This window comes from Nocardia sp. NPDC058176 (assembly GCF_042883805.1).
In the GTDB taxonomy this organism is placed as follows: domain Bacteria; phylum Actinomycetota; class Actinomycetes; order Mycobacteriales; family Mycobacteriaceae; genus Nocardia.
In genome coordinates this window covers 394,801-408,955 of sequence record NZ_JBHVVA010000004.1, presented here as the reverse complement: position 1 = coordinate 408,955, position 14,155 = coordinate 394,801, and the positions used below count along the sequence as shown (strand labels likewise).

Sequence of the window (14,155 nt, the reverse complement as noted above, 5' to 3'; positions counted from 1 at the left end):
ACGCGGGTCGCTGGCGAATTCACCCCCATCGGGTGAGGTCACGCACGAGGCCCAGCCATACCGTGACAGCTGCGCGGGCGGCCCCACCGGCGCGGACACCGGCATCAGCAGTGCCGAAGAGCGGACATCGTTCCGATGGTCCAGATGAGGAGCTGCAATGCCGGCAACGAACCCGGACGGATTTCCGGCACCGGACGTCGTCCAGGCGGCCTACGACGCCGCCGACCTCACCCGGGCGATCACCTGCTACAAACACTTCTTCCCCGCGGTGTCGGGCATGGCCATTCTGCGAGGGTGCGCGGCGGCGGGGATCGTGCCGAACCAGATCTTCGGGACGATGGACACCCGCCCCGGGCAGGTCGGGCTGACGCTCAATTCCGACACCCCGTACGCGCCGGTCGTCCTCGACCTCGCCCTCGGCCCGATGTTCCTCGACATTCCCGCCGGAGCGATGCTCGGGGCGATCTTGAACGCCGATCAGTCCTGGATCGCCGACGTCGGCATCCCCGGCGCCGATCACGGGGAAGGCGGCCGATACCTCGTGCTGCCCCGCGAGAGCGAGCACGTCGACATCGCGGACGCGATCACCGTGCGCGCGACCACCCGGCACGTGCTGGCCGGCCTGCGGGCGGTGCCACTGGCGGGTGACCTGGACACCGCGATCGCGCTGCTGCGCCGAACGCGAGTGACCCCCGTGAACCCCGAGACACCGTGGAGCGAGCCGACCTGGATCGACATGACCGGAGTCGCCCAGGACACCAGTCCTAACGCGGTGCAGGGAACACCGAAGTTCTGGGAACTCGTGCGCGACTACCTCACCGTCGAAGGCGCGACCGCGACGGACGAGATCTACGCCGCGCACCTGGCCGAGCTCGGCATCCGGGCCGGGGAGCCGCTGCCCACCGACGAACGCGCGGTGTCCCTGCTCGCCCGTGCCGCCACCGACGCCGATACCCAGATGCGGGTGCAGTCGCTGGCCGATCGTCGCGACGATCGCGTCGCGTGGGCGGACCGTCAGTGGGAGTGGGTGAGCCTGCGCCCGGAGAACGCCGCGTTCGAACGAGACGGCATGCTCGACGTCACCGCCCGCGAAACCTGGTTCTACCAGGCCATCGCCACTTCCCCGGCGATGTTCCGCCGCCGGGCCGGTGGTGGGTCGCTGTACTGGTTCTGCGCGCACGACAGCACGGGCCGCTATCTCGACGGCGGCTCGAACTACTCACTCACACTGCCACTTCCGGTACCGGCCGCGCTCTTCTGGAGCATCACCGTCTACGACGCGCGCACCCGCAGCCAGATCGACACCGCCCAGGGACAGGCGGCACTGCGATCGTTGTTCGAACTGCGCGAACACCTGGACCGCGACACCGTCACCGTGTACTTCGGTCCCACCGCACCCGCCGGACAGCCATGGATCCAGACCATTCCCGGCGCGGGCTGGTTCGTGTACTTCCGCATCTACGGCCCCACCGAAGGCGCGTTCGACAACAGCTGGAAGCCGGGCGATTTCGAGCCCACGATCGATGGAGGGCTCGCATGAACGCCGATCCGGTTCGCAGCACGCTCGACCGCGGCATCCATCGACGAGCAGTGGAGTCGGCCGTGTGGGCGATGCCGGCGGTCAACTTCGAACTGATGCGCGAAGTGCTGGCCGCGGGAGAATCGAACACGTTCGTGTACTGGTCACATCTGCTGGACTGGCACAACCAGACACTCACCCCGAACCCCGATCTCATCTACTACATGGCGTTCTTCGACACCCACGATGGACCCGTCGTGGTGGAGATCCCGGCCGAGAGCGCGGGCCAAGCCCTCAACGGCACCATCTGCAACCTGTGGCAGGTGCCCCTCGCCGACGTCGGCCACTTCGGCGTCGACCAGGGACGCGGGGCGAAATACCTCATCCTCCCGCCCGAATGGGACAGCCCGGTCCCCGAGGAGTACATCGCCCTGCGCTCGGAGACCTATGGCAGCTACGCGCTGTTGCGCTCGGTGCTCAGCGAAGGAACCCAGCAGGCGCTGGACCGCGGACTGGAACTGTGCCGACGGATCCAGGTTTATCCGCTCGCACAGGCCGCCGACCCGCCGCCGACCCGGGCGCGCGATCTCGACGGTGCGATCGTCGACACCACGATCCCCTACGACATCCGGTTCTACCGGCTGCTGCACCGCGTCATCCAGGACGAGCCGTGGCTGGCCCGCGATCGGGCATTCGCGGAAATGCTCGCCGGCATCGGCATCGAGAAGGGCAAAGACTTCAACCCGAGCCCACAGCACATCGCCGTTCTCGAAGCGGCCATCGCCGAGGCGCACGAATGGCTGCGCACGGCATACCGGGAGACGTTCGAGCCGTTCTTCACCGGCAGCCAGTGGTTCTTCCCCGCCACCCAGGACTTCATCGAAGCCCAGCGCGACGGGTTCGAGGCACACGACCAGCTGTACCCGTACACCAGCCGCGGAGTGATCTACCACATGGCCTTCATCGGCCTCAAACACCTCGGCGTCGGCCAGTTCTACCTCGTGAACCTACGCGACAAGGACGGCGCCCTCTTCGACTCCACCAACACCTATCGCATGCCGGTACCAGCCGACGTACCGGTCTCGCAGTACTGGTCCGTCACCATGTACGACGCCGACACCCACGGATTCATCCGCGGCAACACCAAATACTCGGTCTCCTCCCAAACCCCCGGCCTGACGACCAACCCAGACGGCACGGTCGACGTCTACTTCGGTCCACACGCCCTGCCCGGCCACGAAGCCAACTTCATCGAAACAGGCAACTCCACCGGCTTCGAATTGATGTTCCGGTTCTACGGAGTCGGCCCAGAGGTCCTCACCAAGCAATGGTCCCTACGCGACGCCGAACGCCTCGCCAACCCCACCTGAACGATCGGCCCTGCCCGGTCCGCAACGGCCAACATAGGGAACTAGTTGGGAAATCAGGTCAGGGCGGGCACCGAGACTCATCCCGATACCCGCCCTGAACTGGAGTTTTGGAGCCGCCTGGGGGAATCGAACCCCCGACCTTTTCATTACGAGTGAAGCGCTCTACCGACTGAGCTAAGGCGGCGTGCCTTTCGGCGACGAGAGTCTATCGCGGGAGCGGGCAGAACGCGAAAACGGGTGGTCAGGTGGAGCGGGCGGTGATGAGGGTGGCGACCATGGCGGCTACGGCGAAGCGGGGTTTGACGTTGAGGTCGAGGGCTTCTCGGCAGGCGAGGACGGCGTCGATGCTGCGCAGGAGGCCTTCGGGGCGGACGTTGGTGGCGAGGTCGGTGATCTCGGCGGCCATGTCGGGGTGGGTGAGGGTGATGGTGGCGCCGCGGCCGGCGAAGCGCATGGCCAAGGCGTCGCGGTACATGCCCGCGACGTCGATGAGGGCGCGGTCGAGGGCATCGCGGCCGGTGCGGGTGGCGCGGGATTTCTGGCGGCGTTCCAGTTCCTTGAGAATGCCCGCCGAGCCGCGGGTGGCCGAGGCGGCGCCCTTGCCGGTGCCGCCCGCGCCGAGGGCGGTGGCGAGTTCGTCGCGTTCGCGGTCGTCGCGGTCGGAGCTCATCAGCTTGGCCTCGTCGTCGGCCGATTTCACCAGTTCGTCGGCGGCGGTGTAGGCGGCGCCGGGGCGCTCGGTCGCGGTGACCAGGGCGAGTGCGCGCTGGCGACGTGCGCGGGCGTCCTCGTCGGTGGCCAGGCGTCGGGCTCGGCCGACATGGCCGCCACTCACCGCGGCCGCCCAGTCGGCGGTTTTCGCGTCCAGCTGGTCCTGCTCGCGCAGCACCTGCGCGATGGCCGGGACCGACGGTGTCACCAGGTGCACATGCCTGCAGCGTGAGCGCAGGGTGACGGAGATGTCCTCGGGGTCGACGGTGGGCGCGCACAGCAGGAACACCGTGCGGTCCGGCGGCTCCTCGACCACCTTGAGCAGCGCGTTGGCCGCGCCCTCGGTGAGCCGGTCGGCGTCCTCGACGACCACGACCTGCCAGCGGCCGGTGCTCGGCCGGCGCGCCGCGATCTGCACGATCGCGCGCATCTCCTTGGTACTGATGCTCAGGCCCTCGGGAATGATCCGCCGGACGTCACCGTGCGTGCCCGCCATCGTCGTGGTGCACGCGTGACAACGCCCGCACCCGACGACATCCGGATCGGTGCACTGCAGCGCCGCCGCGAAACACAGCGCCGCCACCGAACGCCCCGAACCGGGCGGCCCGGTGAACAGCCACGAATGCGTCATCGCCCCGGTGACGATCCCGCCCCGCGCCGCCGTCGCGGCAGCGGTCAGTTCCGCCTCGACCACGTCCTGGCCGACCAGTCGATCGAAGACACCTGCCACGGCACACACCCTAGTCGCGCACTCCGACAGGTCACCGGACGGCCGACCCACGAATCCTCCATGCCTCGATGCTGGACGATTGATCACCAGGCACTCAGGTAAGCATCGGCCGAGTAGCGAACGCCACCACCGCCTGGTGATCAACGGTCCAGGTCAAGGCCCGCGCGAAAGGGCGGAGCCGCCCAGTGGGCGCTGGACTACTCAGTCCTCTTCCGTGGCAACAGTTTTGGCCGCGGCCTTCTTCGCCGGGGCCTTCTTGGCGGCCGTCTTCTTCGCGGCCGTCTTCTTGGCCGCGGTTTTGGTGGCCGTCTTGGTCGCGGTGGACTTCGCCGCGGTCTTCTTGGCGGGCGCCTTCTTGGCCGCCTTCTTCGCGGTGGTCTTCTTGGCCGCCTTCTTCACCGGCCCGCGCGCACGGCGGTCGGCGAGGAGTTCGGAGGCGCGGGCGTCGGTGATCGACTCGACCTCGTCGCCCTTGCGCAGGCTCGCGTTGGTCTCGCCGTCGGTGACGTACGGACCGAACCGGCCGTCCTTGATCACCATCGGCTTGTCGGTGGCCGAGTCCTTGCCCAGTTCTCGCAGAGGTGCCGCGCTGGCCGCCTGCCGACCCCGCCGCTTGGGTTCGGCGTAGAGCTTCAGCGCCTCCTCCAGGGTGACGGTGAACAGCTGGTCCTCCGTCGCGAGCGAGCGCGAGTCGGTGCCCTTCTTCAGGTACGGGCCGTAGCGGCCGTTCTGCGCGGTGATCTCCTCGCCCGAGGCGGGGTCGGCGCCGACCACCCGGGGCAGCGACAGCAGCAACAGCGCGTCGTCGAGGGTGATCGTGGCCAGATCCATCGACTTGAACAGCGAACCGGTCCGCGGCTTGACCTCGGCCGCCTTCTTGGTGGTCTTCTTCGCGGGCGTCGCGGCCGGGTCCGGCGCGGGCGGTTCCGGCAGGATCTCGGTGACGTACGGGCCGAAACGTCCTTCCTTGGCGACGATTTCGTGCCCCGACACCGGGTCGACGCCGAGCGAACGACCCTCCTGCGGCGTCGAGAACAGCTTCTCGGCGACCTCGGGCGTCAGCTCGTCCGGCGGCAGATCGTCGGGCAGGTTCGCCCGCTGCGAGATCGGATCACCGTCCGGGTCATCGGGATTGACGACCATCCGCTCCAGATACGGCCCGAACCGGCCGACGCGGACCACGACATCACGGTCCTCCTCGTCGCGGAACATCTTGATGGAGTTCACTTCTCGGGCGTCGATGTCGTCGAGCTGCGTGCCGACCATCTTCTTGAGGCCGCCCGACCGCGCGACCGAACCCTCGGCACCGTGATCGCCACCGAAATAGAAGCTGGACAACCAGTTTCCGCGCTGCTCGCGGCCACCGGCGATCGCGTCGAGATCGTCCTCCATGGCCGCGGTGAAGTCGAAGTCGACGAGCCGGCCGAAGTACGACTCGAGCAGACCGATCACCGCGAACGCCACCCACGACGGCACCAGCGCGCTGCCACGCTTGTAGACATAGCCGCGATCGAGAATCGTCTTGATGATCGAGGAGTAGGTCGACGGCCTGCCGATGCCGAGCTCTTCGAGCGTCTTGATCAGCGAGGCTTCGGTGTAGCGGGCGGGCGGGTTGGTGCTGTGGCCGTCGGGGGTGAGCTCGACGGCGGTGACGCCCTGACCCTCTTCCAGTGCGGGCAGGCGCGATTCGGCGTCGTCGGACTGGCCGCCCGCCTCTTCGTCGACGCTCTCGACATAGGCCTTGAGGAAGCCTGCGAAGGTGATCGTGCGACCCGAGGACGAGAACACACACTGTTCGCCGGTCCGCGCGGTGCCGGTGATGCGCAGGGTGAGGGTGGTGCCGCGCGCGTCGGCCATCTGCGAGGCGACGGTGCGCTGCCAGATCAGCTCGTAGAGCTTGAACTCGTCCTGGTCGACCTTGGACGCCAGCTGACCGGGGGTCATGAAGGTGTCGCCGGACGGGCGGATCGCCTCGTGCGCTTCCTGCGCGTTCTTGACCTTGCGGGTGTACTGCCGCGGCGTCGGCGAGACGTATTCGGCGCCGTAGAGCTGCGTGGCCTGCGAACGCGCCGCCGCGATGGCCGACTCCGACAGCGTCGTGGAGTCGGTACGCATGTAGGTGATGTAGCCGTTTTCGTACAGCCGCTGGGCCACCCGCATGGTGCGCTCGGAGGTGAAGCGCAGCTTGCGGCCCGCCTCCTGCTGCAGCGTCGAGGTCATGAACGGCGGATACGGCTTACGGGAGTAGGGCTTGGCCTCGGCGGAGGACACGACCAGATCGGCACCGTCGAGCGCCTCGGCCAGCCTGCGCGCGTACGCCTCGTCCAGCACGACGACCCCGGAGGCCGACTTGAGCTGACCGTCGGAACCGAAATCACGGCCGGAGGCGACCCGATCGCCCTCGACCTGGACCAGGCGCGCGCCGAATGTGCGCGGGTTGGTGGAATCGGAGGACTCGTCGACCCCGGCATCGAGCTTGGCGGCGATGTCCCAGTACTCGGCGGAACGGAACGCCATGCGCTCACGCTCACGCCGCACGATGACCCTGGTGGCCACGGACTGCACGCGACCGGCCGAGAGCCGGGGCATGACCTTCTTCCACAGCACCGGACTGACCTCGTAGCCGTAGAGGCGGTCGAGGATGCGGCGGGTCTCCTGGGCATCGACCAGATCGTTGTCGAGTTCGCGCGTGTCGGCGGCGGCGGCGAGGATGGCGGGCTCGGTGATCTCGTGGAAGACCATCCGGCGGACCGGGACCTTCGGCTTGAGCGTCTCGAGCAGGTGCCAGGCGATGGCCTCGCCCTCGCGGTCGGGGTCGGTGGCGAGGTAGAGCTCGTCGGCGTCGGCCAGCAGGCTCTTGAGTTCGGAGACCTTGGCCTTCTTGTCCGGGCTCACGACATAGATCGGCTCGAAGTCGTGATCGACATCGACGCCGAGGCGCGCCCAGGACTGCCCCTTGTATTTGGCGGGCACGTCGGCGGCGCCGCGCGGCAGGTCACGGATATGGCCCACCGAGGCCTCGACCGTGTAGTTGCGGCCGAGATAGGGCGCGATCTTGCGGGCCTTCGTCGGGGACTCGACGATCACGAGACGACGCAGGGGGCGACCCTGGTCGGCTGAACTGCGGTCTCGTGTTGCCACCGGCGAACACCTTCCTTCTAGATCCGCGCGTCGGGAGGTCCGCTCGGTGCGCGGCTGGGGCAGTCGGCGCGACGATCGACATCGCCACCAGTGACGTTTATACCCTGCGCCCCTGGGTAGCTGTGTTGTCGGCGGCTGGCGCCGCGGGTTCTCGGCCTGTTCCCTCGATCTTCCCTCCCGCCGGGCACTCCTTCGTCGCACCCTCTGGTCAGTCCAGATCGAGGCGGCCGAGAACGAGGGACATACGCGTCGTTGGGCCACCCTACCCGGAAACGGCTCGTCCCCCACCTCCGCGAACGGAGGTGGGGGACGGGCGTGTATTCGATTCGCGACTCAGGAGAGCGCGCGAACGCCGGTGGCCTGGGGGCCCTTGGTGCCCTGGCCGACCTCGAACTCGACCTTCTGGTTTTCCTCGAGGGTACGGAAGCCCGTGCCCTGGATCTCCGAGTAGTGGACGAAGACGTCAGCGGAGCCGTCCTCCGGCGCGATGAAGCCGAACCCCTTCTCCGCGTTGAACCACTTCACAGTTCCCTGTGCCATTCTGTTCCTTCTCTTTCTTACCGGAACGGCGGACAACTGGGTTCGTCCACCGGGTCCGTTCCGACCGCTGTACCGTTGGTCCCCCTGCAAGGAAAGCCTGAGCACGGCGTTCGCAACATCGATCCTGCTGATGGTTGGACTTTCGATCCGTCCCTCGAACACAGAAGCTTGCGACCGAGACCCAGTGAACCATGTCTGCAACCAATTCAACAGTCGAGTTACCGACAATTTGCAAAATTCTTGATCTTGCGAATGTGCAGGTAAGGGACAGATTGGGTGAATCCGTACTTCCAGTCTGTTTGCTTCACGATAACCGGGTGAGCTTCCAGCAAACATGCTGTGACCCAGGTCGCTATGGGGTTACGAAATCGCAGGTAGTGGTTGCAGCACACACACGTTTCACACTTCCGGCGTGGCGCGAGAGGCCGAGACGATGAATCCGACCGACCGGACCGAGGTCCGCGAGTCACGATCGAGCGAAAGCTACGGTCGATCGTTGCTGAATCGTGTCCTCGTCGAGGCGGCCTCGGGCGGGCATCCGCTGACCCATGTCGCCGAGCTGCCCGCGCAGCGTGCCCGCACCACCGAGTGGCCGCGCTGGGTGCCATCGGAGCTGGTCACAGCGCTCGACGCGCACGGGATCGAACTGCCGTGGACCCACCAGACCCGAACAGCGGAGCTGGCGGCGACCGGAAACCATGTCGTCGTGAGCACCGGGACGGCTTCCGGGAAATCGCTCGGCTACCAGCTGCCGGTGCTCACCGCGCTGCACGAGGACCACCGCGCCACCGCGCTGTACCTGTCCCCCACCAAGGCACTCGGCGCCGATCAGCTGCGGGCCGTCGGCGGCCTGATCCATGACAACGCCCTGCGTGAGGCGCATCCGGCGAGCTATGACGGTGATACTCCCGCCGAGGTCAGGCAGTGGGTGCGGGCCAACGCGCGGTGGATCTTCACCAATCCCGACATGCTGCACGTCGGCATGCTGCGCTCCCACCAGCGGTGGGCGCGCGTGCTGCGCAATCTTCGCTACGTCGTCGTGGACGAATGCCACGCCTACCGGGGCGTGTTCGGTTCGCATGTCGCACTGGTGTTGCGCAGGCTGCGCCGGCTCGCCCGGTTCTACGGTGCCGACCCGGTGTTCATCCTGTGCTCGGCGACCAGCGCCGACCCGGCCGCCTCCGCGAGCAGGCTGATCGGCGCGCCGGTCACCGCCGTCACCGAGGACGGCTCGCCACGCGGCGCGCGGACCGTCGCGCTGTGGGAACCGCCCCTGAGCAAGACGCTGACCGGGGAGAACGGCGCGCCGGTGCGCCGCACCGCGACCAGCGAGGCCGCCAAGATCATGGCGAGCCTGGTGGCCGAGGGCGCGCGGACGCTCACCTTCGTCCGGTCCCGGCGCGGCGCCGAGCTGATCGCGCTCGATGCGCGCCGCATCCTTGCCGAAACCACCCCCGAGCTGCAGGAACGCGTCGCTGCCTATCGCGCCGGATACCTGGCCGAGGACCGGCGTGAGCTCGAACAATCGCTGTCGCAGGGCACCCTGCTCGGCGCGGCCAGCACGAACGCGCTCGAACTCGGCGTGGACATCGCCGGACTCGACGCCGTGGTGATCGCCGGTTTTCCGGGCACGGTCGCCTCGTTCTGGCAGCAGGCCGGGCGCGCGGGCAGGCGACTGCAGGGCTCACTCGTGGTGCTGGTCGCCACCGACGATCCGCTCGACACCTATCTGGTGAACCACCCCGAAGCGCTGCTCGACCGGCCCGTCGAGGCCACCATCACCGACCCGTACAACCCCTACATCCTCGGCCCCCAGCTGCTGTGCGCCGCGCTGGAGCTCCCGCTCACCGACGACGAGGTGAGCGAACTTCGGGCCACGGAAGTGCTGGCCGACCTGGCCGAACAGGGAATGATCCGGCGCCGTCCCGGTGTCGGAGGCCGGCCTGCTCGCTGGCATGTCACCGCCCATACCCACCCGCACGACGCGGTCGACGTACGCGGCGGGCTCGGGACACCGATCGCCGTCGTGGACACCCAGACCGGTCGGCTACTCGGCACCGCCGACGCGGGCCGGGCGCCCGCCACCCTGCACGAAGGAGCCGTGCACCTGCACCAGGGCGAGACCTACCTGGTCGACGAACTCGACCTCGACGGCGGTGTCGCGTTCGTCGACCAGGTGGATCCCGGGTTCACCACCAGCGCCCGCCAGATCACCTCGATCAGCATCGAAGCGGTGACCGAGCAGCGGGTGTTCGGGGCGGTGACGACGGCATCCGCGCAGGTCGCGGTCACCAACCAGGTCATCGGCTACCTGCGCACCCTGGTGACCGGCGAGGTACTCGACCAGGTGGAACTCGATCTGCCCGCGCACACCCTGCGCACCAAGGCCGTCCTCTATACCGTCACGCCCCGGCTGCTCGCGGCTGCCGGGATCACCGACGAACAGCTCCCCGGTGCCCTGCACGCGGCCGAACACGCCGCGATCGGGATGCTGCCCCTGGTGGCGGGCTGCGACCGCTGGGACATCGGTGGCGTGTCCATCGCCGAGCATCCCGACACCGAGGCGCCGACGGTGTTCGTCTACGACGGGCAGCCCGGTGGGGCGGGCTTCGCCGAACGGGGATTCGCCCAGCTCGCGGACTGGCTGGCCGCGACGCTCAGTGTCATCCACAGCTGTGGATGCCAGGAGGGGTGCCCGTCGTGCGTGCAGTCGCCCAAGTGCGGCAACGGCAACAACCCCCTGGACAAGGCGGCCGCGGCCCGCCTGCTGGCCGCTGTCCTGGGCGAGCTGCGAACCCATTCCGGCAGCCCGTCCGAACCGTGATGCCGCCGCTCCGGTGACGTGACCGCGGCTATACCTCGCTCCACGATTACTGGTCGCTTGTCCGAATTTGCGCTGACCAGCATGGACCTGTCTACGGACGGCGACTCCACGAATAAAAAGGACGACTCTTCTGTTAACTGATCCATAGCCAACGGCTAGTAGTCGGGGCGCCCGATCATTGTTTTCATATTTTTCTCAGCTGCATCAAACAATGCGCATGAAATGGCTTTAGGGGTATTCCAGTAAATGGCGGATTAGTTCGGTGCGGAACAACCACTGGCCAGTGATAACACTTCCTGGTCACCCGGTCTCGTCCACCGGGCCCGCCCGTGCCGCCACGCCAACCGTGCGCTTGCCGATTATCCCGAGAGCCACTGTGACCTCTACCGTCACCACGACATCCCAGTGCTCGACCACACACCGCGCCACCCGTGCACCCATCCGCCGCGCGAGTTCCGCCGCCTCGGCGCAGCCCGCTTCCGTCCCTTCCACCAGCACCCCCGCCGCCGCCAGTGCGCCGAGGTCCGCTGCCGCCTGCGCGCGGTGTCGCGCCGCGATGGCGACGCCCACCTGACCGATCAACAGAGTCAGCGCAATCAGCGCCGCAAGCGCGATACACGCGAAGGCCGTGGCGCCGCCCGTGTCCCCACTCACGTTCGCACCGCCCGTGTCAGCGGCCGCACCGCGACCCCGCCTCCACACCCCACTTCGCCAGCCACCCGTCCCTCTGCCCATCGCGGTCACGGCCCTACTCCCGGTTCCTGACCGCGACGACCTCGGCCAACCGTCGCGATCACCGCCCTACTCCCGGTTCCGTGACGGCGACGGCCTCGGCGCTCAACCGCAGGCCCGGCAGCAGCGGGGTGCTCGCGGTGACGGCGGCGACCACCCGGTCTCCTTCGGTGCGGAGTTCGACCGTCGCGCCTGCGGGAGCCACACCTCTGCCCGCGGCGATCGCTCGTGCCGTGTCGCCGCGAGCCGCGAGGCGGGCGGTCTCGCGGGCCGCGTCGACACAGCGCACCTGGGTCGATGCCGCGAGCAGAGCGCCGACGCACAGCGCTACCGCGCACACCAGTGCGGCGAGGGCGATGGCGGCCTCGACCGTCACCGCACCCACATCGCCACCGAGAATCCTTGTGCTACCGGGCTTTACACGCTCGTGCTGAGCGCCTTGTCGATGATCTGGGTCAGCGCGTTGACGATGCTGTCCCCGGTCACCACCCCGTAGAGCACCGCGCCGAACGCCGCGGCCGCGATCGTGCCGATCGCGTATTCTGCCGTGCTCATCCCGTCGTCGTCGATGAGCAGGCGCGTGAATCTGGTGCGTGCCCCCGCGTACACGGTGCGGACGAATGTCATCGTGATCCCCTCTCTTGTCCCACCGCGCGGCTGGTCCGTGCGGTGACGATTCGCCGACCTCGTCGAGGCCGGTCACAGCAGGCCACCGTCGCCGAGCACCCGGTCCGCCAGGCCGATGACGACCGGAACGATGCCGAGGCAGACGAAGGCGGGCAGGAAGCACAGGCCCAGCGGGCCGCCGATCAGCACGCCCGCGCGTTCGGCGCGGGCCACGGCCGCGTCCTCCACCGCTTCGCGGCGCTGGGTCGCCAGTTCGCTGACCGCCGCCGCGAGCGAGGCGCCCGAGCGCGCCGAGCGGCGGGCCATCCGTGCGAGCGCCTCCACCTCCTCGGCGCCCACGGATCCGGCGGCATCCGCGGCGGCACGCTCCCATGCCGAGGCCGCGTCGGCGCCGAGCGCGAGCAGGTCGGCAGCCCTGAGCAGCGCGGCGCGCAATACGGGCGGGGCGGTGGGCGCACTGGCCCGCGCCGCCGCGGCCATCGGCAGGCCCGCACGGAGGCAGGCGGCGAGCAGGTCGAACGCCGAAGCCGATCCCAACGGATCAGCCTTCGCCGCCCGCACCGGCGCCGCGCTCTCCGGCGGTGGTCCGAGCCCCCGAACCCGCCGACGCACCGCCACCCGGCTCGGTAACAACACCACCGCCACCGCGGCGATGAACAACGCCGCTGGTGAAGGTGCCCCGATCATGTGCCACACGGCAGTCCCTCCCTCGATACCGGATAGTCCCCACCCGTCCACAACCAACCGCTCCCCGCATCGCCGAGACCCGACCGATGCCCTACTGCTGCCTCTACCGAGGGCAACCCGCGCCGCCGCGGCCATCCCCCGCGGCCATCCCCGCGGCCGGCCACAGCACTGCACAGTTGTGCACAGCCTTTCCGCCCTGCTCGGCCGACCCAACGCGCCCTGTATGTCCAAGACCGGTCCGCCGGCGGCGAAGCTTCGGTGGTCGAGCCGATCGTGCGCGGGTGTGGTGTTGCTCCGCGTGGCGTCGGATGCCTTGTGCAGCCCAACGTCTCGCAGTTCTGCGAAGCTGCACTGCGCCCACGTCCAGCGCATCGGCTCAGGAAGCCCGTATCTGATCGACACCCTGTACCGGATGCCCTGGGTGACCGACATCCTCGTCGCCCTCTGGCGATTGATCCGACGCGAATAGGGCCCTGCCGCAAGCTCGGCACGTGACTGATCTGCTGCTCGAACCTGTTGTCGGAGCCCATGGTTCATGCCGTTCCCTTGCGGGTGATCACATCTGTCCACAGCAATCCACAGCAGGCGAGGGCGGCACCCAGGGGTAGTAGGAGGTTGCCTGCGGGAGAGCCGAAGAGGACCGACAGTGGGGCGGCGCCCATCAGTTGGCCCAGGCCGATGCCAACCAGGGGGAGGCCGGCCAGGACGGTGGCCGAGGCTCGGGCGCCTGCCAGGGCGGATTCGGTGCGGGCGCGGAAGCGGATGCGGCCGAGCAGGTCGGATCTGGCGGCGGTGAGCGGTTCGGCCAGGGCGAGGCCGTGGTCTTCGGCGACGCGCCAGGCGGCGGCGATCCGCGACAGTTCCTCGGCCACCACCGAATCCGGATGGACCAAGCCCTCGGCGCCGGAGCCGCCGAGTCTGCTGCGGCCCGCGCTGATCGCCAGGACGCGGGCCGCTTCGCCCCGTGATTCCCCCGCCGCGGACTCGGCCGCCGCGCTCGGGTGCGCACCCACCCGCAGTTCACCGACGACGGCTTCGAGCCCGGCAAGCAGATGGGAGCACTCGAGCCGTCGTTCCCGCTCGGCACGCGCACGCCGATTCCGCACCGCGACAGTGACTCCGAGCATGAGCGCAGCCAGGCCCGCACCGACACCGAGCCCGAAAGCCATACACCCCAGCGCGACTCCCACACACCACTCCACAGGGACGCGCCCGCGCGGTCTCGCCCGCGGCGATCCGAACAACCGCGCGAACCGCCGTTGCCCACCCGCCAC

Annotated in this window: 11 protein-coding genes and 1 tRNA gene; 3 read left to right on the top strand and 9 right to left on the bottom strand. The window is 68.6% G+C overall.

What is annotated here, in order from left to right:
• Positions 1–157: 157 nt before the first annotated feature.
• On the top strand, positions 158–1,540 hold the full coding sequence (locus ACFVVM_RS23190) for a DUF1214 domain-containing protein (protein WP_387621779.1): 1,383 nt from the start codon (positions 158–160) through the stop codon (positions 1,538–1,540).
• Positions 1,537–2,889 carry a DUF1214 domain-containing protein gene (locus ACFVVM_RS23185; protein WP_387621777.1) on the top strand — a complete coding sequence of 451 codons (1,353 nt, stop codon included), beginning with the start codon at positions 1,537–1,539 and terminating at the stop codon, positions 2,887–2,889. The genes ACFVVM_RS23190 and ACFVVM_RS23185 overlap by 4 nt, the downstream gene beginning before the upstream one ends.
• Before the next feature lie 108 nt (positions 2,890–2,997).
• Here the strand turns inward: ACFVVM_RS23185 and ACFVVM_RS23180 are convergent.
• The 4 genes from ACFVVM_RS23180 to ACFVVM_RS23165 all read right to left on the bottom strand — a co-directional run bounded on the left by ACFVVM_RS23180 (position 2,998) and on the right by ACFVVM_RS23165 (position 8,011).
• Positions 2,998–3,073: transfer RNA gene (locus tag ACFVVM_RS23180), tRNA-Thr, on the bottom strand.
• A gap of 57 nt (positions 3,074–3,130) precedes the next feature.
• A complete protein-coding gene (locus tag ACFVVM_RS23175) occupies positions 3,131–4,330 on the bottom strand; it encodes a DNA polymerase III subunit delta' (RefSeq protein ID WP_387621774.1) in 1,200 nt (399 codons plus the stop codon).
• A gap of 201 nt (positions 4,331–4,531) precedes the next feature.
• Positions 4,532–7,417, bottom strand: coding sequence for a type I DNA topoisomerase (topA, locus tag ACFVVM_RS23170; RefSeq protein WP_387622350.1), 2,886 nt, complete (start codon positions 7,415–7,417; stop codon positions 4,532–4,534).
• 387 nt (positions 7,418–7,804) lie between these two features.
• Positions 7,805–8,011 (bottom strand): cold-shock protein, encoded by a 207-nt coding sequence (locus ACFVVM_RS23165; RefSeq protein WP_019044597.1) that lies wholly within the window; start codon positions 8,009–8,011, stop codon positions 7,805–7,807.
• Positions 8,012–8,444: 433 nt separating this feature from the next.
• Here ACFVVM_RS23165 and ACFVVM_RS23160 point away from each other — a divergent pair, with 433 nt between their 5' ends.
• Positions 8,445–10,835 carry a DEAD/DEAH box helicase gene (locus ACFVVM_RS23160; protein WP_387622347.1) on the top strand — a complete coding sequence of 797 codons (2,391 nt, stop codon included), beginning with the start codon at positions 8,445–8,447 and terminating at the stop codon, positions 10,833–10,835.
• Positions 10,836–11,135: 300 nt separating this feature from the next.
• On the opposite strand, the gene ACFVVM_RS23155 is transcribed toward ACFVVM_RS23160, so the two are convergent.
• The 5 genes from ACFVVM_RS23155 to ACFVVM_RS23135 form a co-directional block, all read right to left on the bottom strand.
• Positions 11,136–11,489, bottom strand: coding sequence for an Rv3654c family TadE-like protein (locus tag ACFVVM_RS23155; RefSeq protein WP_387621772.1), 354 nt, complete (start codon positions 11,487–11,489; stop codon positions 11,136–11,138).
• 139 nt (positions 11,490–11,628) lie between these two features.
• A complete protein-coding gene (locus ACFVVM_RS23150) occupies positions 11,629–11,943 on the bottom strand; it encodes a TadE family type IV pilus minor pilin (RefSeq protein WP_387621769.1) in 315 nt (104 codons plus the stop codon).
• 41 nt (positions 11,944–11,984) lie between these two features.
• Positions 11,985–12,194 carry a DUF4244 domain-containing protein gene (locus tag ACFVVM_RS23145; RefSeq protein ID WP_387621766.1) on the bottom strand — a complete coding sequence of 70 codons (210 nt, stop codon included), beginning with the start codon at positions 12,192–12,194 and terminating at the stop codon, positions 11,985–11,987.
• Positions 12,195–12,266: 72 nt separating this feature from the next.
• Positions 12,267–12,881: a type II secretion system F family protein gene (locus ACFVVM_RS23140; RefSeq protein ID WP_387621764.1), complete on the bottom strand. Its 615-nt coding sequence runs from the start codon at positions 12,879–12,881 to the stop codon at positions 12,267–12,269.
• A 533-nt stretch (positions 12,882–13,414) separates the two neighbouring features.
• Positions 13,415–14,050 carry a type II secretion system F family protein gene (locus ACFVVM_RS23135; protein ID WP_387621761.1) on the bottom strand — a complete coding sequence of 212 codons (636 nt, stop codon included), beginning with the start codon at positions 14,048–14,050 and terminating at the stop codon, positions 13,415–13,417.
• Positions 14,051–14,155: the final 105 nt, after the last annotated feature.

Excerpts from the sequence above, each read along its gene's own strand:
- ACFVVM_RS23190 (WP_387621779.1), top strand. The coding sequence starts at position 158 with ATGCCGGCAACGAACCCGGACGGATTTCCGGCACCGGACGTCGTCCAG.
- ACFVVM_RS23185 (WP_387621777.1), top strand. The coding sequence starts at position 1,537 with ATGAACGCCGATCCGGTTCGCAGCACGCTCGACCGCGGCATCCATCGA.
- ACFVVM_RS23165 (WP_019044597.1), bottom strand. The coding sequence starts at position 8,011 with ATGGCACAGGGAACTGTGAAGTGGTTCAACGCGGAGAAGGGGTTCGGC.
- ACFVVM_RS23160 (WP_387622347.1), top strand. The coding sequence starts at position 8,445 with ATGAATCCGACCGACCGGACCGAGGTCCGCGAGTCACGATCGAGCGAA.
- ACFVVM_RS23145 (WP_387621766.1), bottom strand. The coding sequence starts at position 12,194 with ATGACATTCGTCCGCACCGTGTACGCGGGGGCACGCACCAGATTCACG.
- ACFVVM_RS23140 (WP_387621764.1), bottom strand. The coding sequence starts at position 12,881 with ATGATCGGGGCACCTTCACCAGCGGCGTTGTTCATCGCCGCGGTGGCG.
- ACFVVM_RS23135 (WP_387621761.1), bottom strand. The coding sequence starts at position 14,050 with ATGGCTTTCGGGCTCGGTGTCGGTGCGGGCCTGGCTGCGCTCATGCTC.